The organism is Cupriavidus consociatus (genome assembly GCF_017814975.1).
GTDB classification, from domain to species: domain Bacteria; phylum Pseudomonadota; class Gammaproteobacteria; order Burkholderiales; family Burkholderiaceae; genus Cupriavidus; species Cupriavidus consociatus.
Genome location: NZ_JAGIQA010000021.1, coordinates 51768 through 73450, shown reverse-complemented (window position 1 = coordinate 73450; position 21683 = coordinate 51768). Strand labels below are relative to the sequence as shown.

Below are 21683 nucleotides of genomic sequence, written 5' to 3'. Positions count from 1 at the left end.
TGTCTCCGATGAATTTCTATTTTGCGTAAATCATATACGCATTGCGTAATCATTGAATGAGGGTTAACCTCGACGCCGGTTGCCCCACAGCCGCTCTACCGTCGATCTTCCAGCTGTGGCCTAATCTGCCAGCCCTTGCCAACACCACTGCCATGCCCGCATCCCGATCCCGGTCCGCCGCCTCTGAAACGCCTGCCGACGCCGCCGCGCCCCGCGCACGGGAGCGCCGCCAGCGCGTGCAATCCGCTGTCACGGGCATGGCGGTGCTCAAAGGGCTGGCCCGGCTGGGCGGGCGCGCCAGCCTGACCGCGCTGGCCGCGCATATCGACGAAAGCCCGGCCAAGGTGCACCGCTATCTGGTCAGCCTGCTGGAAGAAGGCCTGGTCGCGCAGGAATCCGGTACGCAGCAGTACCACCTGGGCTACGAGGCGCTGCAGATCGGCATGGCGGCGATGCGGCAGGCCGACCCGATCCGGCTTGCCGAAGCCTCGCTGGTGCGGCTGCGCGAGACGCTGGAAGTGACGTGCTTTGTCGCGGTGATGGGCAACAAGGGGCCGACCATCATGCGTTTTGAAGAGCCGGGCTTGCCGGTTACGGTGAACGTGCGCGCGGGTTCGGTGATGCCGCTGCTATGGTCTGCCACCGGACGCGTATTCCTGGGCCTGCTGGACGAAACCCGGGTGCAGGAGCAGGCGAAGGAAGAACTGGCGCAGGCCGGGGCGGCGCGGCTGGCTTCGCTCGATCGGGACGATCCGATCGGCGCGCTGCGCCGCGCCGTGCAGGCCGACGACTGCGCCTGGGTGCGCGACACCAACCTGACCGGCATCAGCGCCGTGGCCGCGCCGGTACGCGACTACACCGGCCGCGTGTGCGCGGTGCTGACGGCGCTGGGCGCCACCGGCGGCTTCGATCCGGCGATCGACGGGCCGATCGGCACCGCCGTGCGGCACGAGGCCCGGGTGATCAGCGCCGCACTCGGGTTCAACCAGGAGGCGGGACGCTAAGGTCCGGCTTAAGCGCCGGACAAGCCTGCAAGGCGACTGCTTCGACGCGCGCCGGGTCGCCCGGCAGCGCCATCAGTCCGCACGCCAGCGTGCCGCGCCACTGCAGGTAATCGTGGCCGACGGCGGCTTTACCGCCTGAACGGCGCGCCGCCAGGAAGGGCGGCGCCATTGTGCAAGCCGCGCGGAGACGCGTATAGTCCCTCGCGGTTTGCCGACATTCCTTCCACTGCTGACATGAAGATCCTTGCCCCCACGCGCCTCGCAGCGTTTGCCGCCGCCGGCCTGCTGTGCACGCCAGCCACGTACGCCGCCGACAAGGTCGACCAGCGCCAGCTGGAACGCGCCGTCAACGAGGCGATCGCGCCGATGATGAAGGCGCACAACGTGCCGGGCATGTCCGTCGCGGTGACGGCCGGCGGCAAGCAGTACTTCTTCAACTATGGCGTGACCGCGAAGCGGGGCGGCAAGCCTGTCACGGAGTCGACCCTGTTCGAGATCGGCTCGGTCAGCAAGACCTTCACCGCAACGCTGGCGGGCTATGCGCAGGCGCGCGGTGCCATGTCGCTGTCGGATCCCGCCGGTAAATTCCTGCCGGCCCTTGCCGGCAGCGCCTTGGGCGCGACCAGCCTGCTCGACCTTGGCACCTATGCAGCCGGCGGCCTGCCGCTTCAGTTTCCGGAGACGGTCAACAGTCCGCAGGCGATGACCGATTACTTCAAGGCCTGGCGACCGGCCTACGCGGCCGGTACCCACCGGCGCTACTCGAACCCCAGCATCGGCCTGTTCGGCTACCTCGTCGCGCGCAGCCTGGGCGAGCCGTTCGACGACCTGATGGAGAAGACGCTTTTTCCGGCGTTCGGCCTGAAGCGTACCTATATCCGGGTGCCGAAGCCGGCGATGGCGGACTACGCGTGGGGTTACACAAAGGACGACAAGCCGACCCGCGTATCGCCGGGGGTGCTGGATTCCGAGGCCTACGGCGTAAAGACGACCTCTGCCGACATGATTCGCTTCGTCGAGGCCAACATGTCGCCGGCGGGGCTCGACGACAAGATGCAGCGCGCCATCGCCACCACGCGCACCGGCTACTTCAAGGTTGGCGGCATGGTGCAGGGGCTGGGATGGGAAATGTACACCTATCCGACGCCGGTCAGTGCCATCCTGGCCGGCAGTTCGCCGCAGGTGGTGTTCGAGGCCAACAAGGTCGACAGGCTGGAGCCGCCGCAGGCGCCAGGCGCCAATGTGCTGGTCAACAAGACCGGCTCGACCAACGGCTTTGGCGCCTACGTCGTCTTCGTGCCGGCCAGGCGCATCGGACTGGTGATGCTGGGCAACAAGAACATGCCGGTGCCGGCACGGGTGGAAGCGGCGTATCACATCCTGACGGTGCTGGACGCCGAACTGGCGGCAAAGCGCTAGGGCCGACCCGCCAGTCGCTGCCCGAAAAAAGAAAGCGGCCCGAAGGCCGCCCATGTCTGCCGCGCGCTGAAGCGCCGTCAGAACTGCTCCGCCGTCAGCGCATTGACCGGCGCGGCACCGCCGACCACAGCATCGCGCAGCGCCGTTGCCTGCGACAGGATGTGCTGGGCGAAGAAATGCGCGGTGGCGATCTTGGCGTCGTGGAAGTTCGGATCCTCGGCCCGTTTCGCATCCGCGGCCAGCATCGCCCGGCCCAGCTGCCAGCCCGAGAACACGATGCCGCACAGTTTCAGGTACGGCACGCTGCCGGCGAACACGGCATTCGGGTCCGACTTGGCATTGGCCACCACAAACTCGACCACTGCTTCCAGCGCCGCGCGGCCATTGGCCAGCTGCGCCTGGACTGCGGTGAAGGCCGCGCCGCCATGCTTGCCCAGCGCGGCCTCGGTCTCGGCGATCTGCGCGCAGATCGCTCGCGCCACCGCGCCGCCGTCGCGCACGGTCTTGCGGCCGACCAGGTCGTTGGCCTGGATGGCCGTGGTGCCTTCGTAGATCGGCAGGATGCGGGCATCGCGGTAGTGCTGCGCCGCGCCGGTTTCCTCGATGAAGCCCATGCCGCCATGCACCTGCACGCCGAGGCTGGTGACGTCGATCGACAGTTCGGTGCTCCAGCCCTTGACCACCGGCACCAGGAACTCATAGAAGGCCTGGTTCTGCTGGCGCACGGCTTCGTCCGGATGCTGGTGCGCGGTGTCGCTGGCGGCGGCCGCCACGTAGGCGACGGCGCGTGCGCCTTCGGTCAGCGCGCGCATCGTCATCAGCATGCGCTTGACGTCAGGGTGGTGGATGATGGTGACCGCTTCGCGCGCCGAGCCGTCGACCGGGCGGCTTTGCACGCGCTCGCGCGCATAGGCTACGGCCTGCTGGTAGGCACGCTCTGACACCGCGACGCCCTGCATGCCGACTGCAAAGCGGGCCGAGTTCATCATGATGAACATGTACTCCAGGCCACGGTTCTCTTCGCCCACCAGCGTGCCGATGGCACCGCCGTGGTCGCCGAACTGCAGCACGGCGGTAGGGCTGGCCTTGATGCCGAGCTTGTGCTCGATCGACACGCAATGCACGTCGTTACGCTCGCCCAGGCTGCCGTCAGCGTTGACAAGGTACTTGGGCACGATGAACAGCGAGATACCCTTGACGCCTTCGGGTGCGTCGGGCGTGCGGGCCAGCACCAGATGGACGATGTTCTTCGCCATGTCGTGCTCGCCGTAAGTGATGAAGATCTTGGTGCCGAAGACCTTGTAGGTGCCGTCGCCTTGCGGCTCGGCGCGGGTGCGCACCGCGGCCAGGTCCGAGCCAGCCTGCGGCTCGGTCAGGTTCATGGTGCCGGTCCACTCGCCGCTGATCAGCTTTGGCAGGAAGGTGGCCTTCTGCTCGTCGGAGCCGGCGGTCAGCAGCGCCTCGATGGCGCCGTCGGTCAGCAGCGGGCACAGCGCGAACGAGAGGTTGGCGCTGTTCAGCATTTCGATGCAGGCGGTGGAAATCAGCTTGGGCAGGCCCTGGCCGCCGAAGTCCTGCGGATGCAGCACGCCCTGCCAGCCGCCTTCGCCGAACTGGCGGAAAGCGTCCTTGAAGCCGGGCGTCGTGGTGACCACCCCGTCCTTCCAGCTGCTCGGATCCAGGTCGCCGGTACGGTTGAGCGGCGCCAGCACCTGTTCGTTGAACTTGGCGGCTTCGTCGAGCACGGCCCCCGCCGTTTCCGGCGTGGCTTCCTCGAAGCCGGGCAGGCGGCTGACAGCGTCTAGACCCGCGAGCTCGTTCATCACGAACAACATGTCTTTGAGCGGGGCACGGTAGGTCATGGAGGTCTCCTGTCTGTACGTCAGTACGTCTTTGTTCCTGGGTGGCGCGCAAGCCATGGCGCCTGGCCGCAACGCGGGCCTGATACGGTGATCGTAACGCGGGAAGCGCCGGCCGCGGTTATCCAAAGCTGCCCATTCATTGACGAAACCTGCCGCCCTGTGCAAACCGGCGCGCGGGAATGCGCGCCAGCTGGCGCGGGCCGGGCCGGTGGCAGGATTTGTCAGGCACTGGCGGGCATGGTCCGGTAGGCCTTGGGCGTGCTGCCGGTCCAGTTGCGGAAGGCGCGATGGAAGGCGGTGGGATTGTCAAAGCCGATATCGAAGGCGATCTCCGCGATCGCGTCCGTGGTGCGCGTCAGCCGCTGGATGGCGATGTCCCGGCGGACCTCGTCCTTGATCGCCTGGAAGTTGGTGCCCTCGGCGGTGAGCCGGCGGCACAGCGTGCGCACGGAGAAATGCAGGTCCTGCGCCACCGCTTCGATGGTCGGCGTCGACGGCAGGCAGTCGGCCAGGTACTGGCGCACATGGTGGCACACCATCTGTTCTGCGAACGCGACGAAGATCCAGTCCTCGGGTGCGCGCGCGAGGAATTTCTGCAGGTCGGCCTTGCGCCGGCGGACCGGCATGTCCAGGTACGCTTCGTCGAACCTGAGCAGCGTCTGGTGGCCGCCGAACTGCACGGGGCCGGGAAACAGGTAAAGGGAGTCGCTGGCGCGCGGCGGCCGCGGGAAATCGAACTCCACCCTGGCCAGCGGAATGCGCTTGCCGATCAGCCATGAGGCGACCCCGTGGACCAGCTTGAGCATCAGCTCGCTGCCCAGCGCGCTGACGCCGGGGCCGGCCGGGTCGGCACGCAGCACGACCTCGCCGAAGCCGTCCTCGCGCACGGACTCGAGCCGGAAATCGTCCAGGATCAGGTGGAAGAACTGGCCGAAGCGGTGCAGGGCCACCTCCAGCCGCGGCGCATCCAGCAGGCTCAGGCACAGGTATTTGAGCGTGCCGTTGCGCAGCGGCCGGCTGAAGATGCCGGGCATCTCGTCGTCCAGCTCCATGGCGAGTTCGCGGTAGAGCGTGGAGAACTGTTCCTCCGTCACGCGCGCAGCCGGCGCTTGCAACAGGCCGCGGGGGATCCCGGCGCGCTCCGCCAGCCGCGCCATGGCGGCCGGATCGGCACCGGACAGGAAGCCGTTGACCAGTGAAATGGGGACGGTTGCGATGAACTGGGTCAATGTCGCGGGGCGGGCAAGACGGTGCGGAAGCGGGGCGGGCCGGTGCGTGGCGTATTTTGTCATAGCCTGGCATTTGTCGGCGACGTTGCGGGGTGCGGTGAGGGCCGTGCCGAGCGTCGCGACCGCAGGCAGTCCTATGCGGACCGCGCCGGTTCCTCCGGCGCGTGCGCGCCCGGGGCCGCGTCCATGTGGACGCTGGCCAGGCCAGCGTTGAGCTGGTTCAGGAAATGGACCAGGGCAACCTTGTCATCAAAGCCGAAACTCGCCAGTGCCTGGCGGTAGAACTCATAGATCCTGGGTTGCAGGCTGTTCCAGAACTCGCGCCCCTTTGGCGTCAGCACGACCTTCTTGGCGCGGCGGTCCACCGTATCGGCAACCCGCTGGACATGCTTTTCCCGCTCCAGCCGCTTGAGCACGCCATCAAGGCTTTGCCGGCTCACCACCAGGTATTCGGTCAGTTCCGAGAATGACATGCCTTCCCGCACCTGCGGCCGCGACAGCGCCCCCAGCACTGACCACTGCACGGTAGTGATGCCGAGCGACTTGCTGGTCTGCCGGTCCAGCGTATTGCCGGCCTGGAACAGCCGGAAGAACAGCCGGTTATGGACGGATGCGTCGGACGGGTCGTACGTGGAATCTGGTCTGGTCATGTGTGGGTTTGTCGCTGGCCGCCGTGGACTTGCCATTGGTGTGCCTATTCTAAGGCGACGCGGAGCACACACGTGCGCGAGGCGACGGGTGGGGGTGTCGGTCGGCGCCCGGATCGGGGGGCTCTGGATGTGTGCTGCAGCCCTCTGCAGCTGCATTTGCGCAATGATCCTGTTCCATTATTTCCGCGTCCACGTAAGGAAACCTGGGCGTTACAACGAAAGTCCGATAAATGTGAGTAATGATATTGACGTATACGTAAAGCGTGCCTAGTATTCTTCGGACTCTTGCCACAAAGGTTCTGCCATGGCCATCACGCTCCACCATGCCGGCGATGTCGCCGTCCTGACTGACCGCTGAGCGGTTGCTTTACCGGCTCGCTGGGACACAGAACATGGAAATGGCACAAGCAGCGCGGCCTCACCGGTCCACACAAGCGGAACCGGGTATCGCCGACATGCTCCATCACATCCGCGCCGCGGCGCGGACCATCCAGGCCGAGGCCCGGCGCCAATGGCCCGGCGACGCCAATGCGGTGACACGCCGCCTCAGCCGCCTGCTGTCGCTGGCCATGCGCCAGCAATCCGCGCTGGACATTGCTGTGATCCTGGGCAGTGCCGCCGAGCTTCGCTATTTCCCGGACGATGCGGCGCTGGAGCGGTGTACGCGCATGGTCGAGTCCCACGGCGGCAAGGCCATGCGCGCAGTCGTCTGGGCGGTCCGGCATCGCCGCGTGCGGGCCGGCGCAACCATTACCCGGCGTTTTATCGTCGACTCGGCCGACTGACCTCCAAATGACAATGGCGGGCCCTGGCATCGTGCCGGCCCGCCATTTCCTTAGCGCGGCGCGGATTCGCGCCGCGCCTTCAGGACGCTCAGCTTCGCGCTTGAGCCACGCCCGCCACCGCCGGCGCCGAAGGCACACTTGCCGCTGCATCGGTGTGCTGCGCCGATGCCGAGAGCCGATGGTTGATGCACGCCAGTGCCAGCGCACCCACGATCCCGGCCGCGCCGATGACCAGGAAGTTCTGCGCCAGCGGCAGTTGCAGCGAAACGATCAGCCCGATCAGCACCGGGGCCGCGATGGCACCGAGCCGTCCGATGCCCGAGGCCATGCCAACGCCGGTCGAGCGGATCGACACCGGATAGAACTGGCCGCTGTAGGCGTACGCGACGATCTGCGCGCCGGTAGTGCAGGCACCCACCGCGCCGATCAGCAGGTAGAGCATCTCGGTCGAGGTCTTGAACGTCATCAGGTACAGGAACCCGCCGCCGAGCAAGTACATCCCCACCAGCACCCACTTGATATGGAACCGGTCGGCGAGCCAGCCGCCGCCAATCGCACCGACCACCGCGCCCACGTTCAGCGCGATCACGAAGCTGAGCGCCGAGCCCAGGCTATAGCCAGACATTGCCATCAGCTTGGTCAGCCAGGTGCTGAGCGCATAGACCATGAACAGGCCGGTGAAGAAGGCGATCCAGAACATGACCGTGCTGAAGCCGCGGCCGTCCTGGAACAGGCGGGCCAGCGGCACGCCGGTTGCGCGGTCCTGCTGCGGAACGCGGAAGGTCGCGCCGGCATCCAGGCGCAGTTGCGGGTTTATGCGCTGCGCGAGGGTGCGCAGGTCCGTTTCGTTCTGGCGCGACACCAGGAACGACAGCGACTCCGGCATCGTCTTCAGGATGAACGGGATCAGGAGCACCGGCACGCCGGCCGCGAAGAACACGATCTGCCAGCCAAAGCCGGCGATGAACTGCTTGCCGATCACGGCGGCCAGGATGCCGCCGATGGCATAGCCGGAGAACATCACCGTGGTCATGAAGCTGCGGATCTTGCGCGGCGAGTATTCCGTCATCTGCGCGACGATGTTGGGCATGACGCCGCCGATGCCGAGACCGGCGATAAACCGCATCACGCTGAAGGTGACCGGATCGCTGGTCAGTCCCGCGGCAGCGGTGAACACGCTGAACAGGAACACACACAGCGAGATCGTCCAGCGCCGGCCGATCCTGTCAGACAGGGCGCCGAGGAAGATGGCGCCGAACATCATGCCGAACAGCGCCGAACTCGCCATGAAGCCGGCTGTCGACGCGGTAACGCCCATCTCCTTCATGATCGAAGGCAACGCGGCACCCGCAACGGCGATGTCATAGCCGTCGATGATGATCACCAGCAGGCACCAGGCCAGGACACGCGCATGGAATCGGTTAAAGCTGGCATCGTCGGCCAGCTTCTGTACATCAATGTGCTGCATCGTCTGTCTCCTTCACCAATCTTCTTTTGAACGCTCAACAGGCGCCAAGGCCCTCCGAAACGGCCCCTGGCCCGGGCTGGACGGACTATGGTTGATGCGTGCTTATGCGTCAAGATCATTACTCAAATCGTGGGGGAAACTTAGGGTATTTCCGGTGAAGATGTGCGGAATCAGGCGTTATTCGGTCAATAAGTTGATTTATCAAGGTTTGCAATGGGGTGCCATGGCGGGTGTGCTGCGGCCTTGTAACTCCCTTCCATCGTGGTCCCGGGCCACGACGCCGCGGGCCGCGGCTTGCCCTATCGCCGACTCTCTCCGTCGCCTAGCATTCCAGCGGGGTGGTTCCTTACTGTTCCCACAAACTTCCCACAAACCGAGGTGCAAGATGAAAATTGTCGTGATCGGTGGTACCGGCCTGATCGGCAGCAAGGTCGTGGCGCGGCTGGCGGCGCAGGGGCATGAGGTGATCGCCGCGTCGCCAAAGACCGGCGTCAACGCACTGACCGGCGAAGGCCTGGCCGAGGCGCTGGCGGACGCGCAGGTGGTCGTGGATGTCGCCAACTCACCCTCGTTCGAGGACAAGGCGGTACTCGACTTTTTCCAGTTATCGGGGCGCAACCTGGCGGCCGCCGAGAAGGCCGCGGGCGTCAGCCACCATGTTGCGCTGTCCGTGGTCGGCACGGACAAGCTGTCGCAAAGCGGTTACTTCCGCGCGAAGATCGCCCAGGAAGCCCTGATCCGGGACGCCGGCATCCCCTATACCATCGTCCGGTCCACCCAGTTCCTCGAGTTCCTCGGCGGGATCGCTTATTCCGGGGCGGAAGGCGATACGGTGCGGCTGTCCGCCGCGCAGATCCAGCCCATTGCGTCGGATGACGTGGCCGAGGCGGTCGCGGACCATGCGCTTGTCGCCCCGGTGAATGGCATGGTCGATATTGCCGGCCCCGAACGATTCCGCATGGACGAGTTGGTGCAGCGTTACCTCGAGGCCACGGCCGATCCGCGCAAGGTCGTGACGGATCCGGACGCCCGGTATTTCGGCGCCGAGCTCGACGACGGTACGCTGGTGCCGGAGGGTGCCGCCTGGCTGGGAAAGACCACCTTCGAGGCATGGATGGCGCAAAGCCGCGGCGCACAGCGCTGAATGCAGGGAATGCGCGGCTGGCCTGGAGCGGCCGGCGGCCTGCATCCCGCACCGGTCAAGGCATTCAGGCCAGCGTACCGAGCCGCGCCTGCAGCCGCCCGCGGGTGATCGCGCTGATCTGCGCCAGCGCCTCATCGAGCTCCAGCTGTGTGCTGCGGTCGATACGGCGTTCCAGTGCGGCGAAGATCCCATCGCGCGTGTAGTGCCGCACGCAGATGATGAAGGGAAAGCCGTGCCGCGCGAGGTATGCGGCATTCATGCGATCGAGCGCGGCCTCCTGCTGCGCCGACATCGCATCCAGCCCGGCGCTCTTTTGCTCGGCATTGGAGTCCGCCGTCATGGTGCCGGCGCGGATATTGGCGGCCGACAGCATCGGGTGCAGGTTGAGAAAATCGCACTGGGCTTTCGCATCCAGCTTGCGGACGACATCCATCATCGCATCGTGGAGCGCGCTGGCCGATGCAAAGGGCCGCTGCGCCCAGGCGCGCTCGGCCGCCAGCGGAAAATGTTCGAACACGCTGCCGAACGCTTGCGTGAAGCCGGACTGGTCCAGCGCATTGACCGGCGCCAGATCGAGTGACTGTGACATGGACTGCTCTCCCGTAAGGCCCGCCGCGCAGGCCAGGCATGGAAACCGAATACGGGCCGAGTATAGAAAGCAGGCATGGCCGCGGCGAGGGGCGCGGCACTATAGGACGCATAACAGAATCCGATACCGCTAGGCACGCCGGGCAGGGTCCAGGTCGCGCAGGTCCCGCAGCGACTGCGACGCCGCCGTCAGCATGCCGCGCAGCCACGCATGCGAGGCCGAGCGGTGGCGCGCGGGATGCCACAGCTGGTAGAAGCGCATGAACGGGAATTCGATCGGTGGCCTGAGCACTGCCACCGGCACATGCTGCGCGTGATAGTTGGCAAAGTGGCGGCCCGTGGTCAGGATCAGGTCCGTACCCGGGATCAGGCTCGGCGCGAGGTTGAAGTAGGGGCAGCTCACGCGGTTGTCGCGGTGCACGCGCATCGTGCTCAGGCCCGTGTCCACCAGCCCGCGCTGGTCGCGCGAGTAAGGCGTGGGCACGATATGCGCCGCGCCCAGGTAGGCCTGCGCGGTGAACTTTCCAGGCTGGTTATGCACGCTGTCGGGCGCCACCATGCAGACCACTTCGTCTTCCAGCAGGACGGACAGGTGCAGGTGCTCCGGCGGATTGGGCCAGTTGCCGATCACGATATCGATGGTGCCCTCGGACAGTGCCTGCTCATAGTCGAAGGTGGCGGTCAGCGGAATCGCCGCGAGCCGTGCGTGCGGCGCCACGCGGCGGAATTCACGCACCACGTGGGCAAAGAACGGCGGCGCAAGGTAGTCCGGCATGGCTACGGTAAAGCTTTGCTCGGTGGTGGTGGGATCGAAGCGGTCGTCCGACACCAGCAGGTTGTCCAGCGCGCTCAGCGCCGCCTGCGCATTGCGGGCGATCTGCAGAGCGCGTTCGGTCGGCACCATCACGTTCTTCTCCCGCGTGAGCAGCGGGTCGTTGAAGATCGCGCGCAGCCGCTTGAGTGCCGAACTGATCGCGGGCTGCGACTGGTTCAGGCGGATGGCGGTGCGCGAGACGCTCTGCTCGGCAATCAGGATGCACAGCACGCGCAGCAGGTAGGTATCAAAGGGATCGTCGGCGCGGATCATGCGGAGTCTCGGGCATTCTGGTGGGTAAGTAGGCTGGGCTGCAAGCGGCGCAACCGGTGCGCAAGGCTTGCTCCCCATGGCGGCTTTGTAGCCTTTTGCGCACCGCACGGCAACGCGGTCGAACCCGCACGCGGCAGGGAGCGCCAGCCCGCGCGTGCCCCGCGAAGGGGGAAAAGCGGGCTCCCTAGGGTAATCCATAGGTCCGCAAAAGGGCCTGGAAATCGGCCGGAAACCCGCGCCAGGCAAGGGTTTCCGACCCATATCCAAGCTGATATAGGGCCTATACCAGCCCCCCCGTTCCGCATTCCGGGCCCGTTCCTATACTTGCACCCAATCCAGACGGAAGGCCGTCGCCGCACCATCCCCGCGGCAATGGCGGCACCACACAAACCGACAAGACAGGAGACTCCATGTCCATTACAAAACAGGGCGTTCCGCTGTTCGCCGGCGCGGCGGACGATGCGGAAGCCAGCGTCTTTCGCAAGGTGTCGTGGCGCCTGCTGCCATTCCTTGGCGTGCTGTGGGTGCTGGCGTGGCTGGACCGCGTCAACATCGGCTTCGCCAAGCTGCAGATGCTGGATTCGCTGCGCTTCAGCGAGGCGGTGTATGGCCTGGGCGCCGGCATCTTCTTCCTCGGCTACTTCTTCTTCGAAGTGCCGTCGAACATGCTGCTGCAGAAGATCGGCGCCAAGAAGACCATCATGCGCATCACCATCTGCTGGGGCGTGATCTGCATGCTGCAGACCTATGTCACCACGCCAACGCAGTTCTATATCCTGCGCTTCCTGCTGGGGGCGTTCGAGGCGGGCTTCTATCCCGGCGTGATCCTCTACCTGACCTACTGGTATCCGTCCGAGCGGCGCGCCCGCGCCTTCGGCACCTTCATGTCGGCGTCCGCCATCGCGGGTGTGCTCGGCGGCCCGCTGGCCGGCTGGATCATGACCTCGATGGGCGGCGTGCACGGCATGCATGGCTGGCAATGGCTGTTTATCCTCGAAGGCATTCCGTCCGTGCTGGCCGGCATCTTCGCGTGGTTCTACATGACCGACAAGCCGGAGCAGGCCAAGTGGCTGACTGACCATGAGAAGCGCGTGGTGCTCGATTCCCTGAAGCGCGACAACGCCGCCATGGGCGAGCGCGGGCACGACTGGCGTACGCTGTTCACCAACCGCAAGGTGTGGCTGCTGATCGCCATCTTCTTCTGCCTGCTGTGCGCCAACTCCACGCTGACATTCTGGATCCCGACCATCATCAAGGAAGTCGGCTTCACCACGCCGATGGCGGTGGGCTGGATCGCGGCGGTGGCCTACCTCTGTGGCGCGGTCGGCATGATCGCCAACGGTGCCCACTCTGACCGCCGCAACGAGGTGCGCTGGCACTTCAGCGGCGCCGCGCTGGTCGGTGGTGCGGCAATGGCCGTGCTGGCCGTGCTGCTGGGCACTCAGGCGCTGTCGCCGGTGATCACCCTGGTGGCCATGACCGCCGCGCTGGTCGGCACCATGAGCGCCATCCCCGTGTTCTGGCAACTGCCCAACCGCTATCTGGCGGGCAGCGCCGCCGCGGTGGGCGTGGCCCTGATCAATTCCGTCTCCAACCTGGCAGGCTTTGGCGCGCCCTATGTGATGGGCCTGATCAAGACCGCGACCGGCACGGTCAGCAGCGGCCTGTACCTGGTGGCCGCCATCGAAATCCTGGCTGCGGTGCTGGTTGTGTTCGGCATCCGCCGTCTCCATCACAAGCGCGAGGCCTGACATGCACGACGACCACGATCCCGGCTTCAACGCCGCCCGCCGCCGCTTCGGCCTGCAATCGATCACGCTGGGGGGCAGTGCGCTGCTGGCTGGCAACGCGCTGGCCGCCAGCCCGGCACCGACTCCGGCGCCCAACCAGACCGCGGGCCCGGTGCAGCAGGGCGGCCTCAGCCCCCGGCTGACCATGCACGCGCTCGACACCTGGCACGGCACGCCGGCAGCCGGCATGCGCGTAGACATGTACCGCATCGAAAACGGACAGCCACGCCTGCTGCAGACGGTGACGCTCGCCGCCAATGGCCGCAGCGAACCGCCGCTGCTGCTCGGCGACGCCTACCGCACCGGCACCTACGAGCTGGTCATGCACGTGGACGAATATTTCGCCGCCCGCACGGCCAGCCTGCCGCAGCCGCTGTTCCTGTCGAAGATCCCGCTGCGCCTGCGCGTGACGGACGCCAGCCAGCGCATCCACCTGCCCGTGACGTTCGGGCCGTGGAGCTACAACTACTACCGCGGCAGCTGATGCCCGCATTGCATTGAAAGGAGACAGATCATGGCAGGCATCAGCACCCACGTGCTCGACGTATCGCTCGGCAAGCCGATTGCCGGCATGCAGATCGAACTGTTCGACGTCGGCACGCAACCCCCGAAACTGATCGCAAAGGCGCGCACCAACAACGACGGGCGCACCGATTCGCCCATGCTGCCCGCCGCCCAGGCCCGCACCGGCGACTTCGAGCTGCGCTTCTGGGTGGCGGACTACTTCAAGGCGCCGGACACGTTCGCCGACATCGTGCCCGTGCGCTTTACCATCGCGGACGCCGCGCAGCACTACCACGTGCCGCTGCTGTGCTCGCCGTGGAGTTTTGGCACGTACCGGGGCAGCTGAAGCGCAACTTACTGCGTGCCGGTCAGCACCGCGCTGCTGGTGGCCGGCGGCGTGTTGCCCTCGACCACCAGCAGCGTGGCGGCGGCAGGCTGCTTCGTGGACAAGGCGGGCACCGCCTCGCGCAACGGCCCGATGGCCGTGCCATTGGCAGCGCCGGCGGCATTCGTCCTGAAGCTTGCAACGGGCGTGCGCTGGCCAGAGACGTAGACGTTGTAGACCGTCTGCGGCTTGAGCTGGTAGAGGAACACTTCCAGCGCATCGACCAGGCCCAGGTTGCGTGCCACGACGAAGCCGCGTCCGGCGCCGCCGGTGGCCTTGAGCGGAATGTTGACGGGATCGCTGTTTGCACGCGGCGCGAGATTTGCCTTGCCATCGCCGGCCGGCACGGCGTTGGAGACATAGACGAGGGCCTGCGGCGCCTGTCCCACCGGGGTGCGGGCGATGACGCGCTGGGTGGCGGTGTCGATCACGTCGACGCCGTCGCCGTTCTCCAGGCCGACATACATGCGGCTGCCGTCATCGGACGGCCAGATGCCATGCGGCAGCGCGCCGACGGGAATGGTCGCGAGCAGGCGCGGCTCGGCGTCGGTGGTGTAGACCTTGACCGCATTCTCGCCGCCTACCGTCACGTAGGCGAGCGTGCCGCGCGCGGTCCTGGCGAAGCCGATATGGTTGGTGATAAAGCCGGTGTCGAACACGCCCCTGATGCTGAGGCCTTGCGTGTCGATGCGGGTGACCTTGCCCACGTCCTTGTGCGTCATCCACACTTCGCTGAAGTCCGGGGTGAACTGCAGGAAGGGCGAGAACGGGCTGGCGACCGGAATGCGCTTGACGACCTGGTGCGTGGCGACATCGATCACGTCGACCTCGGGCGTAAAGCTGGACACGACAAAGGCGAGCTTGCCGTCGGGATGGAACAGCACCATGCCCGGGCCTGGCGCGGTGGGGATGCGGCGGATCTCCTTGTAGCTGGCCGGGTCGATCACCGAGATGTAGTCCTCGCCGCGCACGACCACCCATGCTTCCTTGCCGTCGGCGGTAAAGAAACCCTCGTGCGGCGAACGGCCGATATAGGCAACCCCCTTGACCTTGTTCGTGGCGGTGTCGATGAACGTCGCCGAGTTCGAGCCATTGGAGACGACGAGCAGCGTCTTGTGATCCGGCGAGAAGCCCAGGCCATGCACGTTGATCTCGCCCTTGTAGAGCGGCGAAAGGATATCGGGCCGAGCGTTGCCAAGGCGGATCTGGCCGAGCAGCGTATTGGTGGCGGGCTGGATGACCGACACGGTGTTGCTGTTCTGGTCCGCCGTATAGACGCGGTCGCTGGCGGCCGGTGCCGCGGCGGCGAGCGACGACACCGTGGCCAGGACCAGCGCAAGCTGCAAGGTCTGCTTCATGTGGGATTCCTTCAGTGAGAATGCGCAGGTGCCGGGCTGCGGCTCGGCGCGGTTTTCGGATGGCGGGCCAGCCAGGCTTGCATCAGGCGGATCTCGTTCTGCTGGTCGGTGATGATGCCCTGTGCCAGGTTGCGCAATTCCGGATCCCGGGTGTCGAGCAGCAATGCCTTGGCCATGTCGATGGCGCCCTGGTGATGCGGGATCATCATCGCGACGAAGTCGTGGTCAGGGTCGCCGTTCATGGGGGCGGCGCGCATGCCTGCATCCATGACGGCCATGGCGTCGTCCATGCGTTGTGCGAACGGCTTGGCGGTGCTGGCGACAAAGGGTTCCGGCTGCCGCGCCACTGGCGTCTGGCCATGATCATGCGACACCGTCGGGACACCGCCTGCCAGGCAGATCGAACCGGCCGCCGCCGCAATGGCAGCGAGCATGAAAGCGGGCAGGGTGGACTTCATGTGTGGCGTTCTCCGGTTGTGGATCGCGGACTGCTTCAGAGTAAACACGCCTGGGACCGGCTTTATTCCGCACAGGCCAACTTTTTTTCGCAACACATCCTCGGGACACCAACCGTACGGGCACGGCGCTTGCCAGCCGCCAGGCGTTGCAATCATGGCTGCGCAGCGGCGGCCCTTAGGGTTCTCCCGCTCCCATGAGGCTGCCACCGTTCGCTACACTGACCTGCCGCCAGCGGCAGGCGAGACGACACATCGGGTGCCAGCCCGCAACACAGCTACGTCTTGCCCAAGGCCCGGCGCGGCGCAAAAGGCAAGTCCTCCCATGCCCCCGAATCAGCCGCCCCCGACCGAACCGTCCGCTGCAGCCACCGCGCCGCGCGCGCTGCGCCATGTCGTTGCCGACGAGCCGCAGGCTGCCGCGGCTGAACTCGACGGCTGGCAGCAGCGCTACCAGCAACTGACGCCCGGTATGTTCCGGGCCGAGGTCTCGCAGGTCACTTACGGCGATGTCCATGTGTTCCGCGAACAGACTACGCAGGCGCTGCTGGAAGAGGGGGAAGCGGCGCGCGGCTATCTGTCGCTCGCCTTGCCGCATGTGCACTGCGAGGATGGCTGGTTCCACGGCTACCGCATGCACGGATATTCGCTGCTGTGCGCCGGCAACGGCCAGGCGCTGGCGATGCGCACCCCGCGCGAACTGGACCTGACCGGGCTGACCATGCCGCTGCCCGCGCTGGATCGTGCGGTAGCGCTGGCGAGCGGCGAGCCACGCCGCCTCGACAAGCTGGCCGGCGTGCGCCAGTTGCGGCCGGCGGTCGGCAATGATTTGCGCGCCGCGTTGCTGTCGGTGCTGGCGACCGCGGCGATCGAAGCGGAGGTGTTCAGCAACCGCTTCGTGGAGAGCGCGATACGCGACGCCTTGCTGCTGGCGGCGGCGACCGCGCTGATCGCGGACGACGACCGCTCGCGCGAGCCGCTGCCAACTGCAAGCGCGCGCCGCCAGCTGGTGGCCGACGCCTACGCGCTGGTGCGTGCCGCCCCCGACCACGGCTGGAGCATCCTGGCGCTGTGCGAGCGCCTGGGTGTATCGCGCCGCACGCTGCAGTACAGCTTCAACGAGGTCACCGGCCTGGCGCCGCTGGACTTCGTGCGTGCGGTGCGGATGAACGGTGTGCGCCTGGCGCTGCGCGCCGGCCCGGTGGAGCCCGTCGGCGCCGTAGCGGCGCAGTTCGGCTTCCACCATCTGCCGCGTTTCGCGGCGCAGTACCGCGCCTTCTTCGGCGAACTGCCGTCGCAAACGCTGGCACGGCGCCGCGGGTCCGTCCAGGCCTAGGCCATCATCGCGCGCGGCAGGTGGCGGCCCACCCAGTCGCGCTCCTGCTCATAGGCGCGCGCCAGCCGCAGCACGCCCAGGTCATCGTGCGGCCTGCCGATCAGCTGCATGCCCATCGGCAGGCCGTCGCGGCTGAAGCCCGCTGGCACGCTGATTACCGGGCAACCGGACAGCGTCCAGGGGAACACCACTTCCATCCAGCGGTGATAGGTGTCCATCTGCCTGCCGGCGATCTGTTTCGGCCACGGCTCGCGCACGTCGAACGGAAACACCTGCGCGGTCGGCACCGCGATGAAGTCATGCCTGGCGAAGACCTGCTGCAACGCCTGCGCCCAGGCGCTGCGCTCGGCGCTGGCGGCATAGATGTCGCCGGCATCGAGCTTGAGCGCGCCTTCGATTTCCCAGACCGCTTCGGGCTTGAGCAGCGCCCGCCTGGCCGGGTCGCGGTAGAACGGCAGCATGCCGTTGCCAACCAGGAAATGCCGGTGGACCAGCCAGGTCTTCCACAGGCGTTCCGGCGCAAAGGGCGGCTTGATAGCGTCGACCGAAACGCCGAAGGCCTGGAACGCCTGCAACGCCTGCTCGCACAACGGCAGGATGCCGTCTTCCATCGGCAGGTAGCCGTCCCAGTTGCCGAGCCACGCCACGCGCCTGCCTTTCAGGTCGGCGTCCAGCGTCACCATCACGTTGTCGGGCGTCAGCCGGGCCAGCGTTGCGTCGCGCTCGAGCGCGAGCGGGGTGCGCGGGTCGGGCCCTGACTGCGTGGCCAGCAGCAACGCGACGTCGGCGACGGTGCGGCCCATCGGCCCTTCGTAGCCAAGTTGCTGCAGGAAGACCTCGGCGGTCGGGCCGTAGGGCACCCGGCCCATCGACGGGCGGAAGCCATACACGTTGCAATAGCCGGCCGGATTGCGCAACGAGCCGCCGAAGTCGCTGCCGTCGGCGACCGGCAGCATCCGCATCGCCAGCGCCGCGGCCGCGCCGCCGCTGCTGCCGCCCGCGCAACGGGTGGCGTCATAGGGGTTGCGGGTGGCGCCATAGACGGTGTTGAAGGTTTGCGAGCCCAGCCCGAACTCCGGCGTATTGGTCTTGCCGACCAGGATGGCGCCGGCCTTGCGCACGCGCTCGACGATGATCGCGTCGGTCGCCGGTACGTTGTCCTTGAAGATCGGCGAACCAAAGGTGGTGCGGATGCCGCGCGTCAGCGCGAGATCCTTCGGTGCCTGCGGCATGCCGTGCATCCAGCCGCCCGGCTTGCCGGCGGCCAGCGCCTGGTCGGCGGCCGTGGCTTCCTGCAGCAGCACGTCGCGCTCGCGCAGGGCGACGATGGCGTTGGCGGCAGGGTTGACCCGATCGATATGCGACAGATAGGCCGCCATGACCTCGCGGCACGATACGCGCCGCGCATGGATCTCGCGCGACAGTTTCCAGGCCGGCATCATCACGATCGGGTCGGGCGTGCCGCTTGCCGCCTGGCCCGCGGCATTGGCGCCAGGGCTTGCGGCAGTGGCCGGGCGCGACAGCGCGGCGCCGGCCGCGGCCGTGGTCAGGGCGGTACCGGCCAGCCGGCCCAGCCACTGGCGGCGGGCCGGCTGCGCCACAGCGGCGGCGTCGGCGGCGGCGGGGGAGGGAGAAGTGGTCTTCATGGTCGTACTCATTGCAGGCGGTCCGCGGCTCAGACAGCGATCATCACCGACTTGGTCTCGGTGTAGTGTTCGAATACGGCGCGGCCCATCTCGCGGCCGATCCCCGATTGCTTGAAGCCGCCGAACGGCATGGCGTTGTCGAGCAGGTTATGGCAGTTGACCCATACGGTGCCCGCCTTGATGCGCGGCACCAGCCGGTGTACCCGAGACAGGTCGTTCGACCACACCGATGCAGCAAGCCCGAACGGCGTGCCGTTGGCCCGGCCGACCACCTCGTCGATCTCGTCGTAGGGCAGGGCCACCACCACCGGCCCGAAGATTTCTTCCTGCACCACGCTGGCGGTGTCCGGCGCGCCGGCGAGCACCGTCGGACGGAAGAAATGGCCGCGCGACGTGTCCGCCGGGCCGCCGCAGACGAGCGTCGCGCCGTCCCGCACGCCTGCCTGCACATAGCCGGCAACGCGCTGGCACTGGCGTGCCGAGACCAGCGGCCCCATGGTGGTATCGGGCTCGATGCCCGCGCCCAGCCGGAAGCCGTTGGCGATGCCGGCGAGCGCCTCCATGGTGGCGTCGAAATGCTTGCGCGGCAGGTAGAGCCGCGAACCCGCGGTGCAGACTTGCCCCTGGTTGAAGAAGATTGCCTGCGCGGCGCCGGCCGCCGCGGCCTCGGGCGGCATGTCGTCGAGCATGATCACCGGCGACTTGCCGCCGAGCTCCAGCGTGACGCGGGCCAGCCTCTGCATGGCGGCAGTGCCGACCAGCTTGCCGACCTCGGTCGAGCCGGTGAAGGCGACCTTGTCGACGCCCGGATGCGCCGCCAGCGCCGCGCCGCAGTCCGCGCCGCCGCCCGTCACGATATTGACCACGCCGGCGGGATAGCCGGCTTCCACGATCAGCTCGCCCAGGCGCAGCGCGGACAGCGGCGTTTCCTCGGCCGGCTTGAGCACCACGGTGCAGCCGCACGCCAGCGCCGGACCGAGCTTCCACGCCGCCATCAGCAGCGGGAAGTTCCACGGGATGATGGCGCCGACCACGCCTACCGCCTCCTGCCGGGTGAAGGCGACGAACTCGCGCTCGCGCACCAGCGGCACCGACACGTCCAGGCTCTCGCCGTGCAGCTTGGTCGCCCATCCGCCCATGTAGCGCAGGAAGCTGGCGGCGGTGGCCACGTCGACGGCGCGCGCCATGCTGGCCGGCTTGCCGTTGTCGAGCGCCTCGATCTGCGCCAGTTCGTCGGCATTGGCCTCGACCAGGTCGGCCAGGCGCAGCAGCAGGCGTTCGCGGTCGGACGGGCGCATCGCGGCCCACGCGCCTTGCCGGAAGGCCTGGCGCGCGGCTTGCACGGCGGCATCGACGTCGGCGGGCTTGCCGGCGGGCACCTCGGCCAGCGTCGATTCGGTGGCGGGGTCCTCGCTGACGAAGACGGCGCCGTCAGCAGCGGCGACCCACTGGCCGCCGATCAGCATGCGTTTGGGGCGTTGCAGGAAGGCGCGGGTAGCGGGCAGAAGCAGGTCGGTGCGGGTGTCCATGGGTCTCCTCGTCGGATCGTTGTCGGTGTAGGTGTTTCGGGTTCAGCGGCCCGGCAGGATCGCGGCGCGGTGCGCGGCGACATCGTCGAGCCGGTCATTGCGGTAGCGGGTCACTTCCTGCGGCGTGTACGGGGCCGCGTCGTGCTGCGCGGTCAGCGCCGGCAGCATCCAGTTCATCAGCTCGGCGATCTGCGCATCGGTGAGGTCCGAGCCTGACGTACCAGGCACCTGCACCAGGAACGCGCGGCCCGCGGCGGAACGCAGCAGCTGTGGCACGGTGAGGCGCATGTCCGGAATGCCGGCGGCCGGCTTGCCCGAGCCATCCGGCAGGTGGCAGCCCGAGCAGTGCAGCATGTAGCTGGCCTGGCCGCGCTGCAGCCTGCCCTCGGCATGCGCCGCCGCGGCAACCAGGCAGCAGGCCAGGGTGGCCGCGATCCGCACGACTCGCACGACGCGGCGTGGCGCGGCGCGGCCCATGTCAGCGGGCCTCGCGCAGCTTGCGCACGGCGCCCGGCGTCTTGCGCTCGGCGCGCGCTTTGACCAGCGCCTCGGCGCCGCCGGCAGTCGCTGCCTGTCCGTTCTGCGTGTTGAGCCACGCCATCATCGCCAGCAGCGAGGCGTCCGGCAGCGCGGCAAAGGGCGGCATGATGCCGTTGAAGGACTGCCCCTGCGATTCGATGGGGCCTGCCAGCCCGTGCACCAGCACGTTGGCGAGGTAGGCCTGGCCTGCCGGCGCGCCCAGCCGCTCGCGCAGCGCATTGGCCAGCGGCGGCGCGACCCCGGCAATCCCGGATGCGTCGGCGTTGTGGCAAGCCGCGCAGTTGGCGGCGAACAGGTCCTTGCCCTGCGCGGCAAGGTCGGCCGCGGCGGCGGGCAGGGCGGCCAGCAATGCCGCCCCGGCGGCGGCGATCAGGACGGACGGCTTCATTCCTGGACTCCCAGAATGATCGAGGTGGTGCAGTGGAACATCGTGCTGGTGTTGCTCATGCACCAGTTCACGTCGTTGTGGACGCCGAGCTTGTAGCCCGGGCGCTCGCGCTCGTTGGTATTGCATTCGCAGCGGCCGCAGGTGGTTTTGCCGCAGCAGTCGTTGTAGCTGACCATGTAGTCCTTGCCGTCCGCAGGGTTGCGGCAAGTGCCGACCCACGACACTTTCGACGGTTCGGTGCCGGGCGGGCAGGTTGTCGAAGTGCCGCCACAGCACGAGCACAGGAAGCCGTCGACCGCGCAGTATTTCCAGTAATCGCATGCGGTTTCGTCGGCCGGCTTGCCGGTGCGCGCGCCGTGCGCGCTGGCGGCATGCGCGCTGCGGTCGAAAGGCAGTACCGGCAGCGCCATGCCGCCTACCATCGCCTTGCCCAGCGTGGCCAGCACGCTGCGGCGGCCGACGCGTTGCGCGGCCCGGCGCGCCTGGCGCTCGAAGAGGTTGTCGAACCACATCACA

The 21683-nt window shown here is 67.4% G+C and carries 21 protein-coding genes; 8 read left to right on the top strand and 13 right to left on the bottom strand.

The window, feature by feature from the left end:
• Positions 1-152: 152 nt before the first annotated feature.
• Together J8I82_RS25520 and ampC are read left to right on the top strand one after the other, a co-directional pair.
• A complete protein-coding gene (locus tag J8I82_RS25520) occupies positions 153-1004 on the top strand; it encodes an IclR family transcriptional regulator (RefSeq protein WP_209761624.1) in 852 nt (283 codons plus the stop codon).
• A gap of 234 nt (positions 1005-1238) precedes the next feature.
• A complete protein-coding gene (ampC, locus tag J8I82_RS25515) occupies positions 1239-2423 on the top strand; it encodes a class C beta-lactamase (protein WP_209761623.1) in 1185 nt (394 codons plus the stop codon).
• Between the two features lie 77 nt (positions 2424-2500).
• On the opposite strand, the gene J8I82_RS25510 is transcribed toward ampC, so the two are convergent.
• From J8I82_RS25510 to J8I82_RS25500, 3 genes are all read right to left on the bottom strand, one after another.
• Positions 2501-4285 carry an acyl-CoA dehydrogenase gene (locus tag J8I82_RS25510; RefSeq protein ID WP_209761622.1) on the bottom strand — a complete coding sequence of 595 codons (1785 nt, stop codon included), beginning with the start codon at positions 4283-4285 and terminating at the stop codon, positions 2501-2503.
• A 221-nt stretch (positions 4286-4506) separates the two neighbouring features.
• Positions 4507-5442: an AraC family transcriptional regulator gene (locus J8I82_RS25505; protein ID WP_209761689.1), complete on the bottom strand. Its 936-nt coding sequence runs from the start codon at positions 5440-5442 to the stop codon at positions 4507-4509.
• 206 nt (positions 5443-5648) lie between these two features.
• Positions 5649-6164, bottom strand: coding sequence for a MarR family winged helix-turn-helix transcriptional regulator (locus J8I82_RS25500; RefSeq protein ID WP_209761621.1), 516 nt, complete (start codon positions 6162-6164; stop codon positions 5649-5651).
• A gap of 455 nt (positions 6165-6619) precedes the next feature.
• On the opposite strand from J8I82_RS25500, the gene J8I82_RS25495 reads away from it, so the two are divergent.
• Complete coding sequence (locus J8I82_RS25495; protein ID WP_209761620.1) at positions 6620-6949, top strand: hypothetical protein; 330 nt, start codon at positions 6620-6622, stop codon at positions 6947-6949.
• An 88-nt stretch (positions 6950-7037) separates the two neighbouring features.
• Here J8I82_RS25495 and J8I82_RS25490 read toward each other — a convergent pair whose 3' ends face one another.
• Entirely contained in the window at positions 7038-8417 is a 1380-nt protein-coding gene (locus J8I82_RS25490) for an MFS transporter (RefSeq protein ID WP_209761619.1), read from the bottom strand.
• Between the two features lie 385 nt (positions 8418-8802).
• On the opposite strand from J8I82_RS25490, the gene J8I82_RS25485 reads away from it, so the two are divergent.
• Positions 8803-9561, top strand: coding sequence for an SDR family oxidoreductase (locus tag J8I82_RS25485; RefSeq protein WP_209761618.1), 759 nt, complete (start codon positions 8803-8805; stop codon positions 9559-9561).
• A gap of 64 nt (positions 9562-9625) precedes the next feature.
• Here the strand turns inward: J8I82_RS25485 and uraD are convergent, their stop codons facing one another.
• On the bottom strand, positions 9626-10150 hold the full coding sequence (gene uraD, locus J8I82_RS25480) for a 2-oxo-4-hydroxy-4-carboxy-5-ureidoimidazoline decarboxylase (protein ID WP_209761617.1): 525 nt from the start codon (positions 10148-10150) through the stop codon (positions 9626-9628).
• Positions 10151-10279: 129 nt separating this feature from the next.
• Positions 10280-11236, bottom strand: coding sequence for a LysR family transcriptional regulator (locus tag J8I82_RS25475; protein ID WP_209761616.1), 957 nt, complete (start codon positions 11234-11236; stop codon positions 10280-10282).
• A 410-nt stretch (positions 11237-11646) separates the two neighbouring features.
• Between J8I82_RS25475 and J8I82_RS25470 the strand changes: the two genes are divergently transcribed.
• The 3 genes from J8I82_RS25470 to uraH are packed head-to-tail and all read left to right on the top strand — an operon-like array spanning position 11647 to position 13876.
• On the top strand, positions 11647-12987 hold the full coding sequence (locus J8I82_RS25470) for an MFS transporter (protein ID WP_209761615.1): 1341 nt from the start codon (positions 11647-11649) through the stop codon (positions 12985-12987).
• Between the two features lies 1 nt (position 12988).
• Positions 12989-13510, top strand: coding sequence for a hydroxyisourate hydrolase (locus tag J8I82_RS25465; protein ID WP_209761614.1), 522 nt, complete (start codon positions 12989-12991; stop codon positions 13508-13510).
• Between the two features lie 30 nt (positions 13511-13540).
• Positions 13541-13876, top strand: coding sequence for a hydroxyisourate hydrolase (gene uraH, locus J8I82_RS25460; protein ID WP_209761613.1), 336 nt, complete (start codon positions 13541-13543; stop codon positions 13874-13876).
• An 8-nt stretch (positions 13877-13884) separates the two neighbouring features.
• Here the strand turns inward: uraH and J8I82_RS25455 are convergent, their stop codons facing one another.
• Together J8I82_RS25455 and J8I82_RS25450 are read right to left on the bottom strand one after the other, a co-directional pair.
• The gene (locus J8I82_RS25455) at positions 13885-15273 is read right to left on the bottom strand and encodes a beta-propeller fold lactonase family protein (protein ID WP_209761612.1); all 1389 of its coding nucleotides are present in this window, start codon (positions 15271-15273) and stop codon (positions 13885-13887) included.
• Positions 15274-15284: 11 nt separating this feature from the next.
• Positions 15285-15731: a DUF305 domain-containing protein gene (locus J8I82_RS25450; protein WP_209761611.1), complete on the bottom strand. Its 447-nt coding sequence runs from the start codon at positions 15729-15731 to the stop codon at positions 15285-15287.
• Between the two features lie 322 nt (positions 15732-16053).
• On the opposite strand from J8I82_RS25450, the gene J8I82_RS25445 reads away from it, so the two are divergent.
• Entirely contained in the window at positions 16054-17064 is a 1011-nt protein-coding gene (locus J8I82_RS25445; RefSeq protein ID WP_209761610.1) for a helix-turn-helix domain-containing protein, read from the top strand.
• Here the strand turns inward: J8I82_RS25445 and J8I82_RS25440 are convergent.
• The 5 genes from J8I82_RS25440 to J8I82_RS25420 are packed head-to-tail and all read right to left on the bottom strand — an operon-like array spanning position 17061 to position 21679.
• Entirely contained in the window at positions 17061-18710 is a 1650-nt protein-coding gene (locus J8I82_RS25440) for an amidase (RefSeq protein WP_280908151.1), read from the bottom strand. The two genes, J8I82_RS25445 and J8I82_RS25440, sit on opposite strands and share 4 nt — an antisense overlap.
• Before the next feature lie 29 nt (positions 18711-18739).
• Entirely contained in the window at positions 18740-20239 is a 1500-nt protein-coding gene (locus J8I82_RS25435) for an aldehyde dehydrogenase family protein (RefSeq protein ID WP_209761609.1), read from the bottom strand.
• 42 nt (positions 20240-20281) lie between these two features.
• Positions 20282-20716: a c-type cytochrome gene (locus J8I82_RS25430; RefSeq protein ID WP_209761608.1), complete on the bottom strand. Its 435-nt coding sequence runs from the start codon at positions 20714-20716 to the stop codon at positions 20282-20284.
• 1 nt (position 20717) lies between these two features.
• A complete protein-coding gene (locus J8I82_RS25425) occupies positions 20718-21167 on the bottom strand; it encodes a c-type cytochrome (RefSeq protein ID WP_209761607.1) in 450 nt (149 codons plus the stop codon).
• Entirely contained in the window at positions 21164-21679 is a 516-nt protein-coding gene (locus J8I82_RS25420) for a methylamine dehydrogenase light chain (RefSeq protein ID WP_209761606.1), read from the bottom strand. Before J8I82_RS25420 ends, J8I82_RS25425 begins: the two co-directional genes overlap by 4 nt.
• Positions 21680-21683 lie beyond the last annotated feature (4 nt).